General features: G+C 68.8%; 11 protein-coding genes. 6 read left to right on the top strand and 5 right to left on the bottom strand.

Annotated features, from left to right (window positions below; all coding sequences use genetic code 11):
• Window positions 1–49 precede the first annotated feature (49 nt).
• The 3 genes from OWR29_RS44090 (at window position 50) to OWR29_RS44100 (ending at window position 4,381) form a co-directional block, all read left to right on the top strand.
• Complete coding sequence (locus OWR29_RS44090; protein ID WP_267569614.1) at window positions 50–865, top strand: SAM-dependent methyltransferase; 816 nt, start codon at window positions 50–52, stop codon at window positions 863–865.
• Window positions 862–2,256, top strand: a complete 1,395-nt coding sequence (locus tag OWR29_RS44095) for a serine hydrolase domain-containing protein (protein ID WP_267569615.1) — start codon at window positions 862–864, stop codon at window positions 2,254–2,256. The genes OWR29_RS44090 and OWR29_RS44095 overlap by 4 nt, the downstream gene beginning before the upstream one ends.
• A gap of 904 nt (window positions 2,257–3,160) precedes the next feature.
• Entirely contained in the window at window positions 3,161–4,381 is a 1,221-nt protein-coding gene (locus OWR29_RS44100; protein ID WP_267569616.1) for a calcium-binding protein, read from the top strand.
• A gap of 4 nt (window positions 4,382–4,385) precedes the next feature.
• On the opposite strand, the gene OWR29_RS44105 is transcribed toward OWR29_RS44100, so the two are convergent.
• On the bottom strand, window positions 4,386–4,769 hold the full coding sequence (locus OWR29_RS44105) for an ester cyclase (protein ID WP_267569617.1): 384 nt from the start codon (window positions 4,767–4,769) through the stop codon (window positions 4,386–4,388).
• A 59-nt stretch (window positions 4,770–4,828) separates the two neighbouring features.
• On the opposite strand from OWR29_RS44105, the gene OWR29_RS44110 reads away from it, so the two are divergent.
• Window positions 4,829–5,155, top strand: coding sequence for a hypothetical protein (locus OWR29_RS44110; RefSeq protein ID WP_267569618.1), 327 nt, complete (start codon window positions 4,829–4,831; stop codon window positions 5,153–5,155).
• A 461-nt stretch (window positions 5,156–5,616) separates the two neighbouring features.
• On the opposite strand, the gene OWR29_RS44115 is transcribed toward OWR29_RS44110, so the two are convergent.
• From OWR29_RS44115 to OWR29_RS44130, 4 genes are all read right to left on the bottom strand, one after another.
• Window positions 5,617–6,531, bottom strand: a complete 915-nt coding sequence (locus OWR29_RS44115) for a carbohydrate ABC transporter permease (protein WP_267569619.1) — start codon at window positions 6,529–6,531, stop codon at window positions 5,617–5,619.
• The gene (locus tag OWR29_RS44120; protein ID WP_438872735.1) at window positions 6,528–7,511 is read right to left on the bottom strand and encodes a carbohydrate ABC transporter permease; all 984 of its coding nucleotides are present in this window, start codon (window positions 7,509–7,511) and stop codon (window positions 6,528–6,530) included. The genes OWR29_RS44115 and OWR29_RS44120 overlap by 4 nt, the downstream gene beginning before the upstream one ends.
• A 91-nt stretch (window positions 7,512–7,602) precedes the next feature.
• Window positions 7,603–8,970, bottom strand: coding sequence for an ABC transporter substrate-binding protein (locus OWR29_RS44125; RefSeq protein WP_267569620.1), 1,368 nt, complete (start codon window positions 8,968–8,970; stop codon window positions 7,603–7,605).
• 292 nt (window positions 8,971–9,262) lie between these two features.
• Window positions 9,263–10,627: a UDP-glucose dehydrogenase family protein gene (locus tag OWR29_RS44130; RefSeq protein WP_267569621.1), complete on the bottom strand. Its 1,365-nt coding sequence runs from the start codon at window positions 10,625–10,627 to the stop codon at window positions 9,263–9,265.
• A gap of 336 nt (window positions 10,628–10,963) precedes the next feature.
• Here OWR29_RS44130 and OWR29_RS44135 point away from each other — a divergent pair, with 336 nt between their 5' ends.
• Window positions 10,964–13,606, top strand: coding sequence for a cellulose binding domain-containing protein (locus OWR29_RS44135; protein WP_267569622.1), 2,643 nt, complete (start codon window positions 10,964–10,966; stop codon window positions 13,604–13,606).
• A 60-nt stretch (window positions 13,607–13,666) separates the two neighbouring features.
• Window positions 13,667–16,540 carry a glycoside hydrolase family 48 protein gene (locus tag OWR29_RS44140; RefSeq protein WP_267569721.1) on the top strand — a complete coding sequence of 958 codons (2,874 nt, stop codon included), beginning with the start codon at window positions 13,667–13,669 and terminating at the stop codon, window positions 16,538–16,540.
• The last annotated feature ends 1 nt before the right edge of the window (window position 16,541 follow it).

The raw sequence follows: 16,541 nt of genomic DNA on the forward strand, positions 1-16,541 counted from the left end.
GGTCGGGACCAGGCCACCGTCGCCCGGTTCCAGCCGGTAGGGTCGGCTCGTGGCTGATGACGGCAAATCCACTGTCGACACTTCGTCTCCGCATCCGGCTCGCCGGTACAACTACTGGCTCGGCGGGAAGGACAACTTCGCCGCGGATCGGGAGTCGGCTGATGCTATCGAGGCGGTGTTCCCGCACATTCGTACGGCTGCGGTGGAGAACCGCCGGTTTCTGCAGCGGGCCGTCCGTGTGCTGACCCGGGAGCACGGGATTCGGCAGTTCCTCGACGTCGGGACCGGGTTGCCGACGGCCGACAACACGCACGAAGTGGCCCAGCGGATCGAGCCGGCCAGCCGCGTCGTCTACGTGGACAACGACCCGCTCGTGCTCACCCACGCCCGGGCCCTGCTGACCAGCGACCCCCGCGGCCGTACGGCCTACATCCCGGCCGACCTGCAGGAGCCGGAAAGCATCCTGGCCCACCCGGACGTCGCTGCCACCCTCGACTTGAGCCAGCCGGTCGCCGTCATGCTGATCGCGGTGCTGCACTTCGTGCACGACGACGAGCAGGCCGGCAAAGCGATCGCCACGCTGATGGGCGGGCTGCCGCCGGGCAGCTTCCTGGCCCTGACCCACGCCACGGCCGACTTCCTGCCGCCCGAGGTCGCGGCCGCGCTCACCAGCGGCAAGGTCCAGGGCACGGGCAGCTTCGAGGGCCGCTCGGGCGCCCAGATCAGCCGGCTGCTCGACGACAACGGCCTCGAGCCGATCGACCCCGGCCTGACCGTGGTCAGCCAGTGGCGCCCCGAGCCGGGCGTCACCCCGCCACCGGCCGAGCACGTCTCGGTGTACGGCGTCGTGGCCCGCAAGTCTTGAGCGTCCTGCCGCGCTCGGCGCCCGCCGCCGCGGGGGTGTCGTCCCGGGCGATCGGCGCGCTGCTCGACCGGCTCGAGGCGCGCTCGGTCGAATGCCACTCCCTCATGGTCGTACGCCGGGGTTCGGTCGTGGCCGAGGGCTGGTGGACGCCGTACTCGGCCGGGCGGCCGCACCTGCTCTACTCGCTGACCAAATCGTTCACCTCGGTCGCGGTGGGGCTGGCGATCGCCGACGGGCTGCTCTCGCTGGACGACCGGGTGGTGGACGTGCTGCCTGACCGCGTCCCGGCCGGCGTCTCGGAGCGGGGAAGTCGTGTCACCGTCCACCACCTGCTGTCGATGACGAGCGGACACGCGACGGACAGCCTGACCGAGGCCTGGCAGCAGGAGCCGGGCGACCTGCTGAAGGGTTTCCTGCGCGTGCCGTTCGCGGACGAGCCGGGGGAGCGGCACACCTACGACAACGCGACCACCTACATCCTGGCTCGGATGGTGGAGCGGGTGACCGGGCGCGATCTGCGGGATCTGCTCGAGGAGCGCCTGTTCCGGCCGATGGGAATCGGGCCCGCGGAATGGGACCGGTTGGCCAGCGGCGCCTCCTTCGGGTTCCACGGCCTGCATCTGACGACCGAGGCCGTTGCCGCCTTCGGCGAGTTGCTGCGGCGTGAGGGCGGCGAGCTCGTGCCCCGCGACTGGGTGCGGCTCGCCACCAGGAAGCACATCGCCTGCCTGCCCGAGGCGGACGGCGACTTCTTCCTGGGGTACGGGTATCAGTTCTGGACGGCGCGGCACGGCTATTTCGGCAACGGCACCTACGGCCAGCAGTGCCTGGTCGTCCCCGAGCACGACCTCGTGGTCGCGGTGACCGCCGCTACGACCGACGAGCGGCAGACGTTGGACGCGATCGGGGAGTGCCTGCTGCCCGGCCTGGACCGCGCGGACAGCCCCCGGGACGACGAACTCCTGGCCGCTCGCCTGCGACGGCTCACCTTGCCGATGGTGGCGGGCACGGCCGATCCGGGCCGCTCGGCCGAGGCGAAACTCGAGGCCCGCGCCGCGGATTCGCCACTGCCCGACGGCATCACAGTTTCCGTCATTTCCCGGTACGACGGGTGGCTCCTCAGCCTCGGGCCGGAGCTCACCGTCGAGGCCGCGCACGGCTTCTGGCGCGAAAGCGCACCGCTAGGTCGTCCCGTCGTGGCCTCCGCCGCCTGGCAGGGCGACACATTCGTGGCCGACATCTACGTGATCACCACCCCGCACCGGGTCCGCCTCGTGCTCGACGCCGCCGCCGGAACAGCCGTGGCGACGTGGAACACCGTGCCCCTGACCACCCCCGACCTGATCCGGCACCTGCGCGCACCGCTGATGACCCGCCCCGACGTGGCGTAGACGCGAACACGACAGCACTTCTGTCGGGAGCGCCATGGCCGTGCGGCGGCTGCAGTGGTGACGCTGGTGGTGGCGACTGTGCTCGGGACGCCGGCCCCGGCTGGGGCGGCCGGGGAGCCGGGCAAGTTCTTCGACGGGGCGATCGGTGCTCAACTGCCCGTCGGTGATCATGGGAAACCCCGTACCAGGAACGCGGAGCCGGCGTCTATGTGGGCTTCTTCGCCGACCCGGACGAGACGCCGCCCGTGCCGTCGGTCAACCAGACCGTCTACATCCACGTCGTCGCGTACGGGCTAGGCAATTCCTGTTCGGGGCAGCGCTTCTTCCCGGGGCTTCCAGCTGCCGGCCGGCGTCGAGTTCGATTCCGCCTTCCCGATCCTGTGCTTCGCCAACGGCAACCAGACCACCGTGCCGGCCGACTGCCCGCAGTGGGGCAACGTCGTCGACTTCGCGTACGTCGCGGGGGCGAAGGGCTACCAGTCGACCGACAGCGCCAATGCGAACACCTGGCCGCTGCCGCAGGGCGCGAACTGGGAGTTCCGCTTCCCGGTGCGCTCGTCCACCGTGCAGAGCGCGGCCAACCTGCAGGGCTACGTGAAGATGTTCGATGGCAACAGCAGCCCGCTTCTGGCTCCGCGGGCGGGTATGTACGTGTTCGGCGGCGCTGCCGCGGCCGTGCTCTACGACTCGCCGTCGACGACCGCCAGCCCCACCATCCCGACCGGCGGCAACACACGATATGGGCTGTTCTCCGAGGGCCAGGTCGCCACCAGAGGTGCGGCGGGCTGGGCCGTGCTGCAACGGGGGTACGGCTTCCGGCGCGTACGAGTCGACAACCGCGGATGTCGAGCTGCCGACCACCTCGACGGCGTGGCGGGTCTTCACCGACTGGAACGAGCCCGCGATGACCGCCCTGAAGCCCCGCACCCGCTACTTCTGGCGGCTCGGCTTCGACCCGGGCCCGCGCGGACCCGCCGGCGGTTCGGTGTCCTACGGCGCCGAGCAGAGCTTCCTCGTGCCCGAGTCGCTGGTGTGCGCGGGCGCCCGGGCCACCGTCAGCCTCGACCTGGGCCAGCTGCCGACCGAGGGCCGGGACGTCGTGGTCGGCACGGCCGGGGCCGACAGCATCAGCGCCGGCGGCGGCAACGACGTCATTTGCGGCGGAGGCGGGAACGACACGCTGAACGGCGGAGCCGGCAACGACACCCTCAACGGCGGAGCCGGAACCGACATTGTCACGTACGCGGGGACGGCCGCCGCGGTGAAGGTGACGCTGGGTTCGACCGCTGCGCAGCCGACCGGCGGCGCGGGCACCGACACGGTGGCGGCGGTGGAAAACCTGACCGGTGGCGCCGGGGCCGACACGTTGACCGGCAACGCGGCGGCCAACGTGCTGATCGGCGGCGCGGGCAACGACCGGCTGGCCGGGGCGGCCGGCAACGACACATTGAACGGTGGCGCGGGCAACGACAATCTCAACGGCGGGGCCGGAACCGACACGGTCACCTATGCGGGGACGGCCGGCGCGGTGAAGGTGACGCTGGGCTCGACCGCCGCGCAGCCGACCGGCGGTGCGGGCACCGACACGGTCGCGGCGGTCGAGAACCTGACCGGTGGCGCCGGGGCCGACACGTTGACCGGCAACGCGGCCGCGAACTCGCTGTCCGGCGCCGGTGGGAATGACCGGCTGGCCGGGGCGGCCGGCAACGACGCGATGAACGGCGGCGCGGGCAACGACAACCTCAACGGTGGCGCCGGGGCCGACACGCTGAACGGCAGCGCGGGCAACGACGTGCTGAACGGCGCCGCCGGCTCGGACACCGTGACGTACGCGGGAACGGCCGGCGCGGTGAAGGTGACGCTGGGCTCGACCGCCGCGCAGCCGACCGGCGGCGCCGGGGTCGACACGGTCACCGCCGTCGAGAACCTGGGCGGAGGCAACGCCGGCGACACCCTGACCGGCAACGGGTCCGCCAACAAGCTCAGCGGCGCGGCCGGCAACGACACGCTGAACGGCGCGGCCGGCAACGACGCCCTCAACGGAGGCGCCGGCGCCGACCGCTGCAACGGCGGCGCCGGCACGGACACGAGCGCGGCCTGCGAGACGCGGACCAGCATCCCGTAGGCCGTCAGCGGCCCAATTGCGTCTGGATGGCGTGGCGGTCGATGAGGGAGGTCACCGCCTTGATGCGCTTGTCGGCGAACTCGTAGAAGACATGCTCGGCGAACGTCAGCCGGGTGCCGGCGGCAGCAAAACCGAGGAACTCGCCCCGCGGCGTCGTCTCGAACAGAATGCGGCAGGCGACCTGAGTCTCGGTGGCGACGACGATCCGGGCGTTGTAGAACAGGTCGGGCGCGGCGTCCAGGTCGCGGGCGATCAGATCGGCGTACTCGCCGCGGGTCAACTGCTCGCCGTTGTAGGACAGCGTGTCGTGCACGAACTCGGCCAGGTCACCGAGGCGGCGCTCGTTCAAGGCTTGCAGGTACGCGCGATAGGTCTCTTCCAGGGCCATGCAGCGATCATGCCCGCCCCACAGACTCTTGCCAGCTCCGCTGTGAGTCAATGACCGCCATGAGTGTGGAGAACGCACGCCCCACCCGAGCCCCGGCCGCCTTCTGGTTCGGCGCGGCGGCCCTCTACGCCCTCGCCGTCAGCATCGTGCTGCTGGCGCCGCCGGCCGGCCTCCTCACCCAGGAAGGCGCCTGGGTGGTGGCCCTGCTCGCCATCCCGGTCCTGCTCACGGCGGTGCCGCTCTTCGTGCGCACCCAGCGCATCCTCGTCTGGGGCTGCATCGCCCTGCTGGCCGCCTTCACCCTCTACACCATCGCCTCAGTAGGCCTCGTCTACCTACCGGCGTTGGTCATGCTCGCCGTAGCCACCTTCCGCCAGGCCCGCTGACCTCACCGGCACCGCCACTTTGCTGGCGTGCCGCGGCCTGCGAGGCGCGTGCCCGAAACGGAATGTCAGATACCTTGCCCGGAGCCGGCCGTGAGAGATGCGCGCCTGTAGGCGTGCCGCCCCTTCCTGCCGGAGCATGGCGTGAATGGGTGCCCGCCTAGAAGCGGATTGCCGGGGTGCTGCCACCTTCTTGCCTGAGCGGGGCGTGGATGGTGCGCGCCTTCAGGCCTAGTGCCGGGGGTGTCACCCTTGGAGCCTTGAGACGGCGGGTGCTGGCTGACGGCCTCGGGTGCCGGGGTCGGCGGGGTTCGGCTTCGGCGGTGCGCCGCGCAGCGGATCGGGTGTGCTCCGGGCGAGGCTGTGCGCTATGGCTCGTACGAGATGAGGGTTGACGAAGTCGGCGGCGAAAGGCGAGGGCCGCGTCCGGACGTGGACGCGGCCCTCTTCCTGGAAGCGGGAAGTTACCCCTTGACGCTGCCGGCCAGGAGGCCTCGGACGAAGTACCTCTGCAGCAGCAGGAACACCGTCACGGGGACGATGATGGAGACGAAAGCGCCCGCCGAGAGCAGTTGCCAGGCCGTTCCGCGGGTGCCGGAAAGGTTGGCCAGCTGCAGGGTGATGGGGGCGACCTCGTCGCCGCCGCCGGCGAAGACCAGGGCCACCAGCAGGTCGTTCCAGACCCAGAGGAACTGGAAGATGCCGAAGGCGGCCAGGGCGGGGGTGAGCAGCGGCAGCATGACCTTGAAGAAGATCGAGACGTGGCCGGCGCCGTCGATGCGGGCGGCCTCGATCAGGCCGGCCGGGATCTCGCGCATGAAGTTGTGCAGCAGGTAGATGGCCAGCGGCAGCGCGAACGCGGAGTGCGACAGCCACAGCGTCCAGAACGTGCCGGTCAGCTTCACGTTCACGAAGATCTCGAGCAGCGGGATCAGGGTGACCTGCAGGGGCACGATCTGCAGCGCGAACACCGCCAGGAACAGGATGTTCTTGCCGGGGAACTCGATCCAGGCGAACGCGTACGCGGCCAGGGCGGCCAGCGCGAGCGGGATCAGCACCGACGGGATGCAGATGATCAGCGAGTTGACGAAGAAGGCGGCCAGATTGACGCCGCCATCCTCACCGAAGACGCTGCGGTAGTTGTCCAGCGTGACGGTCGGGTTGGTGAAGAACGTCCACCAGCCGGTCGTCTTGATCGCGCGCTCCGGACGGAACGAGGAGACCAGCAGGCCGAAGGTGGGAATCGTCCACAGGACGCCCAGCACGATCGCGGCCAGCGACGCCCACGGCGAGCTGAGGCGCTTCTTGGCGGTCTTCGCGGCCGACGGCTTGTCGGCGACCAGTGGGGGAGTGCTGGTCACCGGAGTGACGGTGCTCATCGGGCCTCCGATCGACGCAGCTGACGAACGTTGTACCAGACGATCGGGATGACCAGGAGGAACAGCAGCGTCGCGAGGGCGGCGCCGAGGCCCTGGTTGTCCGCGTTGAACGTCTGGCGGTAGAACTCGTTGGCCACGACGCTGGTCTTGAAGTTGCCGCCGGTCATGGTGCGGACGATGTCGAAGACCTTAAGGGTGGCGATGCCGACGGTGGTCAGCACGACCACGACCGTGGGCTGCACGCTCGGCAGCGTGATGCTGCGGAACATCTGCCACGCGTTCACACCGTCGAGGCGGGCGGCCTCGATGATGTCGTCCGGGATGGCCTTGATCGAGGCGGACAGGATCGTCATGGCGAAGCCGGCCTGGATCCAGATCAGCACCACGATCAGCAGCAGCGTGTTGAGCGGCGAGTCGATCAGCAGCTGGATCGGCTTGCCGCCGAGCCAGACGATGACCTGGTTGACCAGGCCGATCTGCTTCACGGTGCCCTGGTCGGGGCGGTACTCGTACATGAACTTCCAGATGACGCCCGCGGCCACCATCGAGATCGCCATGGGCAGGAAGACCAGCGTCTTGGCGAACGACTCGAACCGCGACTTGTCGACCAGGATCGCGTAGACCAGGCCGATCGCGGTGGCCAGGAACGGCACGAGCACGACCCAGATCACGGTGTTCCGCAGCACGGTGAGCTGGTCGGGATCGCTGAAGATGGTGCCGTAGTTGTCGAATCCGATGAACGCGTCGCCCGCGGCATCGAAGAACGACTGGTAGATCGTGCGAAGGCCCGGATACACGAGGCCGACCGCGAGCAGAAGCACGACGGGAAGCAGGTAGAGATAGGCGACTACGCGGTCGCCCTTCCTACCGCCGAACCGGCCGGCGATGAACAGGATGACGCCCATGACGGCCGCGAACAGCAGCAGCGCCGAAAGCATCTGCAGGATTTTCTCGGGGGTGGTGGAGGCGGTGTTGAACACGCGACCCGGACCTCCTCTGTGCGCTGGAAAGGAGAGAGAGGTTCGGGGCCGGTCGGAAAATGTTCCGACCGGCCCCGGTTTTACTGCCGAATTACTTCGGCCACGCCTTTTCGATGTTGTTCAGCGTGGTCGCGGTGTCCTGACCGGTGATCCAGGCGGTCGACTGCTTCCAGAAAGCGTCGGAGCCCACGGCGGCCGGCATCTGGTCCGAGCCGTCGAAGCGGAACGTCGCCTTCGGGTCGAGCAGAATGGTGCCCGCCAGCTTGTCGATCGGGTTCGTCAGGTTGTTCGGGTCGAGGCCCTTGTTGGCGCTGACCCAGCCCGACGAGAGCTTCGCCTTGGTGTTGGCCCACACGTCCGAGGACAGGTAGGTCTGGAACGCCTTGACCTCGGGGCGGTCGGCGAAGGCCACGACGAACTCACCGGCGCCGAGAACCGGCTTGGTGTTGGCGTCCGGGCCCGGCAGGTAGAACGCGAAGACGTCGCCGTCCTCGGCCACCTTGGTGCTCTTGTCGAAGTTGGCCGCGTAGAAGCTGGCCTGGCGGTGCAGCGAGCAGTTGCCGTCGATGATCTGCAGGCCCGCGTCCTGGAACGTGGTGGTGGCGATGCTCTTGACGTCGCCCAGGCCGCCGTTGACGTACGCGTCGTTCTTCAGGTAGCCGCCGACGGCGTCCAGCGCGGCCGTCGCCTCGGGACCGTTGAACGGGATCTTGTGGCTGACCCAGTCGTCGTACTTCTCGGGGCCCGCCGTGCGGAGCATGAAGTCTTCCATCCAGTCGGTGACCGGCCAGCCGGTCGCGTCACCACTGGCGATGCCGGCGCACCACGGCTTCTTGCCGGACGCCGCGATCTTGTCGGAGAGCGCCTTCAGCTCGTCCAGGGTGGTCGGCACGGTGTAGCCGCCGTCCTTGAACTCCTGCGGCGAGTACCAGACCAGGGACTTCACGCTGGCGCCGAGCGGAGCGCCGTAGAACTTGCCGTCGATCGTCGTGTACGACTTCCAGGCCTTGTCCCAGAACTTGTCGACGTTGTCCGACACCTCTTGCGGGGCCGCGACGGCCTTGCCCGTGCTGACCAGCTGCTTGACCAGGCCCGGCTGGGGCACGATCGCGAGGTCCGGCGGGTTGCCGGCGCGGGCGCGCACGAGAATCTGCGTCTCGAACGACTTGTCGCCCTCGTACTTGATCGTGGCGCCGGTGCAATTCTCGAAGGGCTTGTACGACTCGATGTGCGGAGTGTCCTCCGGAGTCACAATGCCCGTGTAGATGGTGACCGTCTTGCCTTTGATGTCACCGAATTTGGTGTATGGCGCGCAGTCGATGGCCGACGCCGACGCGTCGGTGCTTCCGCTCTCGTCGTCGCCGCCGTCACCGCAAGCGGCGAGGCCGAAGATCAGCCCCGCGCTCAGCGTGCCGGCGAGCGCGGCCCGAATGCGCGGGCTCGTTGGTTGACCGAACATACCGCTCCCTATGTCAAATCGCGCTTCCGACGTCCGGAGACGTCGCCGTCCGAAGCGCTACTTGGATCACAGTCAAGAGGTAACCGGCACGTTGCGCAATGATTTCCGCTTGATCGGCTAGGTAACGATACGGCGTCGCTGCTCCGGGCACCTTAACCGGTTAAGGTGGAGTTCCTGGTCAGGCCGCGAATAGCGCCTTGATCTGGACCCTAGCGTCAGACAGAGCACCCCGCCTCGCATATCGACGAATCGGCGAGGCGGGGTGGCCTGATCGGGTGATGGCGCGGGAGCGTCAGCCCGCCATCGCGATGTACTTGTACCCCAGCCGCTGCATGCGGTCGGCGTCGAGCACGTTGCGGCCGTCCAGCACGATCGGCGTGCGCATGAGGCCGACGAACTTGCCCCAGTCGAGCTCGAGGTACTGCGCCCACTTGGTGACGAGCACGATCGCGTCGCAGTCGTCGAAGACGCCGTCCAGCGTCTCGCTCAGGTGCGGGGCCATGTCGGGGTACTCGCGGCGGAAGCGGTCGCCGGCGATCGGGTCGTGCAGCTTGACCCGGGCGCCCCGGGCGATCAGCAGGTTCGCGATGTCCAGAGCCGGCGAGTCGCGCAGGTCGTCGGTGTTGGGCTTGAACGCCACGCCGAGCAGGCCGATCTTGCGGCCCTTGAGGATGCGCAGCTCGCTCTGCAGGCGCTCCACGGCGATCTCGCGCTGGCGCTGGTTGACGTCGCGCGCGGCCTGCACGATCGGCATGTCGTACTTGTACTCGGACGCGGTGGCGATCAGGGCCTTGGTGTCCTTGCCGAAGCAGGAGCCGCCCCAGCCGACGCCGGGCTCGAGGAAGCGCGAGCCGATGCGCTGGTCGAGGCCGATGCCGCGGGCCACCTCGGTGATGTCGGCGCCGACCTTGCCGGCCAGCTGGCCGATCTCGTTCACGTAGCTGATCTTCAGGGCCAGGAACGCGTTGGCCGCGTACTTGATCAGCTCGGCGCTGGCCAGGTCGGTCGAGACCAGCGGGACGGCCGTGGTGTCGTCCGGCCGCGGCTGGAAGCTGGGCGGGGTGAAGGTCTGGTTGATCAGCGGGCGGTAGAGGTGGTTCAGGACCTCGAGGGCGCGCGGGTTGTCCGAGCCGATCACGATGCGGTCGGGGAACAGCGTGTCGTGGATGGCGTTGCCCTCGCGCAGGAACTCGGGATTCGACGCCACCGAGAATTCGCAGTTCTGGGGGCGGTCGGCACGCTGGGCGAAGGAATCGCGCAGAATCGCGTCGACCCAGTTGCCGCTGCCGATCGGAACGGTCGACTTGTTCACCACGACGGTGAAGTCGTGGTCGAGGTTCTGGGCCACGCTCTCGGCCGCCGAGCGCAGGTAGCGCAGGTCGGGGCTGCCGTCGGGGGCGGACGGGGTCTGCACGGCGACGAAGACGACGTCGGCGCCCGGGATGCCCTCGGCGTAGCTGGTGGTGAAGGTGAGGTGCTGCGCGGCCTCGGCCAGCAGTTCCTCCATGCCGGGCTCGTAGATCGGGCAACGCCCGGCCCGCAGCATGTCGACCTTCTCCTGGTCGAGGTCGACGCAGGTCACCTGGTGGCCCAGGAAGGCCAGGCTCACCCCGGTGGTGAGACCGACGTAGCCGGTGCCGACGACGCATACCTTCATCAAAAGCTCCTCCGCTGCGGGCTCCGCTGGGGGATGCGAGCCCGCTCCCGTAATCACGGCCAGATGATACACAGCGTAGAAAAACGTCGCGCAAATCCTTGACGTACCGTTATCGGTTCATTCCTTAGAGTTGCCGCGCGTTGTTCCGCTTTATTTAGCTATTGAGCAACCTGAATTCCCGGCCCGGTTTGCCGCGCCCGCTGGCGTGTACCCGCCGGACACCTGATCATGCGCGATTGTCAACTCCTGGTTTCCGGGGCTTGACAGGACTATGTCGCGCACAGGACGCTGCTGGGAGCGCTCCCATGTGGAAGCTCATCGATGGAAGGCTCTCGGATGCGTCGGTCCACCATTTCCGCGGTCGTCATGGCCGTCCTGCTCAGCGCGGTCGCCCTGGTCGTCGCGCGCCCGCTCGGCGCATCCGCGGCGGCCGTCGACCCGTACACGTGGAAGAACGTCCGCATCGACGGCGGTGGTTTCGTGCCGGGGGTCGTGTTCAACCCGGGCGAACGCAACCTGATCTACGCGCGCACCGACATCGGCGGGGCCTACCGCTGGAACGAGAGCGGGCAGAGCTGGACGCCGCTGCTCGACTGGGTCGGGCAGGACAACTGGGGCTACAACGGCGTGCTGAGCATCGCGCCCGACCCGGTCGAGACCAACCGCGTGTACGCCGCGGTCGGCATGTACACGAACAGCTGGGATCCCAACAACGGGGCGATCCTGCGCTCATCCGACAAGGGAAACACCTGGCAGATCACCCCGCTGCCGTTCAAGAACGGCGGCAACATGCCCGGCCGCGGCATGGGCGAGCGGCTGGCGGTCGACCCGAACGACAACCGGAAGGTCTATTTCGCCGCTGAGGGTGGAAACGGGCTCTGGCGCAGCACCGACTACGGCGCCACGTGGGCGAAGGTGACGAACTTCCCGAATGCCGGCAACCACGTGCAGGACCCGAATGACACCAACGGCTACCTCAACCAGAACCAGGGGCTGACCTGGGTCACCTTCGGCGCGGCGAACCAGATCTACGTGGGCGTGGCCGACAAGCAGAACCCGGTCTACCGCTCGCTCGACGGCGGCGCGACCTGGCAGCGCATCCCGGGCCAGCCGACCGGCTACCTCGCGCACAAGGGCGTCGTCGCCGGCAACTATCTGTTCATCGCGACGAGCGACACCGGGGGCCCGTACGACGGTGGGGCGGGCCAGGTGCAGCGGTTCGACACGACAACCGGCGTCTGGACGGACATCTCGCCCACACCGGCCTCGGAGTCGCCGTACTACGGGTACTCGGGCCTGACCGTCGACCGGCAGAAGCCGGGCACGCTCATGGTGGCCACGCAGATCTCGTGGTGGCCCGATGCCATCTTCTTCCGGAGCACCGACAACGGCGCCACCTGGACGCGGATCTGGGACTTCAACGGCTACCCGTCCGTCTCGAAGCGCTACACCATGGACATCTCGGCCAACCCGTGGCTCGACTTCAACACCAACCCGCAGCCGCCCGAGTCGACGCCCAAGCTGGGCTGGATGAACGAGTCGCTCGAGATCGACCCGTTCAACTCCAACCGGATGCTCTACGGCACCGGCGCCACGATCTACGGCACCACCCAGCTGACCAACTGGGACAGCAACACGACCTTCACCATCAAGCCGTACGCGAAGGGGATCGAAGAGACGGCGGTGCTCGACCTGGCCAGCCCGCCCTCGGGGGCGCCGCTGGTGAGCGCGCTGGGCGACATCGGCGGCTTCCACCACGCCTCGCTCGACGCGGTGCAGCCGAACTTCCACGACACGCCGGCGCTGGGCAGCAACACGTCGCTCGACTTCGCCGAGTTGAGCCCGACGGTGTTCGCCCGGGTGGGCAACGCGGACGCGGCGCCGCACATCGGGATCTCGTCGGACGGCGGCAAGAACTGGTATCAGGGGCAGGAGCCGGCCGGGGTAACCGGGGGCGGGACGATCGCCGTCGGGGCCGACGCGAACGCCATGGTGTGGTCGCCGGCCGGGGTCGGGGTGCACTACTCGACGACGCGCGGTAGCTCGTGGACGGCTTCGAGCGGGGTGCCGGCCGGGGCGATCGTGGAGTCGGACCGGGTCGACCCTAAGACCTTCTACGCGTACGCGGCGGGGAAGTTCTACACGTCCAAGGACGGCGGGGCTTCGTTCGTCGCGTCCTCGGCCGTTCTGCCGACGGCGGGGCGGCTGCACTTCAAGGCGGTTCCAGGTGCGGCCGGCGAGGTGTGGTTCGCGGGGGAGAGCGGGTTGTTGCGCTCGACCGACTCCGGGGGTTCCTTTGTGAAGGTCGCGTCGGTGACATCGGGCATCAACGTCGCTTTCGGCAAGGCGGCGCCGGGGTCTTCGAAGCCGGCGGTCTTCCTGGTCGGCACGGTGGACGGGGTCACCGGGGTCTTCCGCTCCGACGACAGCGGCGGCTCGTGGGTGCGAATCAACGACAACGCCCATCAGTACGGCAATGCCGGTGACGCCCTGGCCGGTGATCCGCGGGTCTACGGGCGGGTGTACCTGGGCACGAACGGGCGCGGCATTTTCTACGCCGATCCGGTGTCGACTCCCACCACGCCCCCGGTGACCACGCCTCCTGTGACTACACCGCCGGTGACGACGCCGCCGGTCACCACCCCGCCTGTGACGACGCCGCCTCCTTCGGGTGGCTGTGCGGCCACCTACAAGATGACCGGCACTTGGAGTGGGGGCTTCCAGGGCGAGGTCACCGTCAAGAACACCGGCACCGCACCGACCACCGCCTGGACCGTCGGCTGGACCTACGGCGGCGGCCAGACCATCTCCCAGCTGTGGGGCGGCGCCCACACGCAGACCGGCACCGCGGTCAGCGTGCGCAACGCCTCCTGGAACGGCGCCCTGGCCGCGGGCGCGAGCACCACCTTCGGCTTCCTCGGGAGCCTCAGCGGCAGCGCCAACCCCGTCCCCTCCCCGGTCACCTGCGCTCCGGCGTAGCGCGCCTCCCCACAGAAAGGACCCACCCCCGTGCAAGTCAGATCAAGGGCCAGACGCGTGCTGGCCGTCACCGGCGCCGCCGTCCTCGGCGCCGGCGCGGCCCTCGTGTCCGGCGTCCCCGCGCTCGCCGCCCCGAGCTGCACCGTGGTCTACAAGGTGCAGAGCCAGTGGACCGGCGGGTTCACCGGCGACATCGCCATCACCAACACCGGCGACCCGGTGTCCAGCTGGAGGCTCGAGTACGCCTTCCCGGACGCCTCGCAGAAGGTCACCCAGGGCTGGAGCGGCGTCTACTCGCAGAGCGGCCAGAACGTCACCGTCAACAACGCGGCCTGGAACGGCAGCCTGGGCACGAACGCTTCCGTCAGCACGGGCTTCAACGGCACGTTCGGCTCGGCCAACCCGGTGCCCACGTCGTTCACGCTCAACGGCACCCGGTGCAACGGCTCGGCCAACGCGCCGACGGTCGAGATCACCAGCCCGGCGGCCAACACCCGCTACACCGCGCCGGCCTCGATCCCGATCACCGCTGTCCCCGGCGGCACGGTCGCGAAGGTCGAGTTCTACCACGACGGGCTGCTGCTCAACACGGACACGGCCGCCCCCTACACGTACACCTGGACTGGCGTGCCGGCCCAGACCGCGGCCTACCAGCTGCAGGCGATCGCCTACGACGCGGCGGGTAACAAGAGCAACACCGCCGCCGTGCCGGTGTTCGTGGACGCGGCCACCACCCCGGCGATCGTCACCGATGCCACCTCGGTGAGCGTCTCGCCCGGCGGCACCGCCACGTTCAAGCTGGCGCTGTCCAAGGCTCCGACGGCCAACGTGACCGTCGCGGTCGCCCGCACCGCCGGCGCGACGACCGTCTCGGCCACCCCAGCCTCGCTCACCTTCACCCCGTCGAACTGGAACACCGGCCAGACCGTCACCGTCGCGGCCACAAGTGCGGCGGCGGTTGGGGCGACAGCGGCGTTCTCGGCCAGCGCGAGCGGGCACACCGCCGCGACGGTGAACGCGACAGTCGTACGGGAAGGGGCGGCCGACGCCCGGTTCACCCAGCTCTACAACGACATCAAGAACCCGGCCAACGGCTACTTCAGCCCGGACGGCGTGCCCTACCACTCGATCGAGACGCTGATCGACGAGGCGCCCGACCACGGCCACGAGACCACCTCCGAGGCGTTCAGCTACTGGCTGTGGCTCGAGGCGGAGCACGGCCACGCGTCGGGTGACTGGGCGCCGTTCAACAGCGCGTGGGCGACGATGGAGAAGTACATCATCCCGTCGCACGCCGACCAGCCGACCAACGACAAGTACGACGCGTCCAAGCCGGCGACGTACGCGGCCGAGTACCCGTTGCCGTCGCAGTACCCGTCGCAGCTCGACAACAGCGTCTCGGTCGGCAGCGACCCGCTGGCCTCGGAGCTGAAGAGCGCGTACGGCACCTCCGACATCTACGGCATGCACTGGCTGCTCGACGTCGACAACACCTACGGCTTCGGCCGGTGCGGCGACGGCACCACGAAGAACGTCTACATCAACACGTTCCAGCGCGGCCCGCAGGAGTCGACGTTCGAGACCGTGCCCCAGCCCAGCTGCGACACGTTCAAGCACGGCGGCCCCAACGGCTTCCTCGACCTGTTCACCAAGGACGCCAGCTACGCCAAGCAGTGGAAGTACACCAACGCCCCGGACGCGGACTCGCGCGCGGTGCAGGCGGCGTACTGGGCGTACACCTGGGCCACCGAGCAGGGCAAGCAGTCGCAGCTGACCTCGGCCGTCACCAACGCGGCGAAGATGGGCGACTACCTGCGGTACTCCTTCTACGACAAGTACTTCAAGCAGCCGGGCTGCGCCTCGACCTCGTGCGCGGCGGGCAACGGCAAGAACGCCTCCAACAACCTGATGTCCTGGTACTACGCCTGGGGCGGCGCGACCGACACCAACGCCGGCTGGGCGTGGCGGATCGGCTCGAGCACCAGCCACTTCGGCTACCAGAACCCGATGGCGGCGTACGTGCTGAGCAACGTGAGCGCCTTCGCCCCGAAGTCGCCCACGGCCAAGGCGGACTGGCAGGCCAGCCTCAACCGGCAGCTCGAGTTCTACCAGTGGCTGCAGTCGAGTGAGGGCGCGATCGCCGGCGGCGCGACGAACAGCTGGAACGGCAGCTACCAGGCCCGCCCGGCCGGCGTGCCGACGTTCTACGGTCTCGCGTACGTGGAAGCCCCGGTCTACGAGGACCCGCCGTCGAACCGCTGGTTCGGCATGCAGACGTGGTCGCTCGAACGGCTGGCCGAGTACTACTACCTGACCAACGACGCCAAGGCCAAGTCGGTGCTCGACAAGTGGGTTCCGTGGGCGCTGGCCAACAGCGACATCACGGCGACCAGCTTCTCGATCCCGTCCGACATGGAGTGGTCGGGCGCCCCGGCCACCTGGAACCCGTCGTCGCCGGCGGCCAACACCAACCTGCACGTCACGGTGACCAGCAAGGGCCAGGACCTCGGCGTGGCGGGCTCGTTCGCCAAGCTGCTGACCTACTACGCGGCCAAGTCGGGCAACACGGCGGCCAAGACCGCGGCCAAGAACCTGCTGGACGCGATCTGGACCAAGAAGGACGCCAAGGGCGTGTCGGTCACCGAGACCCGCGCCGACTACAACCGGATGGACGACACCTACAACGCGTCCACCGGCCAGGGCATCTACATCCCGCCGGGCTGGACCGGCAAGATGCCGAACGGCGACGTGATCAAGCCAGGCGTGTCCTTCCTGGACATCCGCTCCTTCTACAAGAACGACCCGGACTACCCGAAGGTCGACGCGTACCTCAAGGGCGGCCCGGCGCCGACGTTCAACTACCACCGCTTCTGGGCGCAGGTCGACGTGGCCACCGGCTACGCGGACTTCGCTCGACTCTTCCCCAACGGATAGG

Origin of the sequence: Paractinoplanes pyxinae (genome assembly GCF_026626335.1) — a bacterium.
GTDB classification, from domain to species: domain Bacteria; phylum Actinomycetota; class Actinomycetes; order Mycobacteriales; family Micromonosporaceae; genus Actinoplanes; species Actinoplanes pyxinae.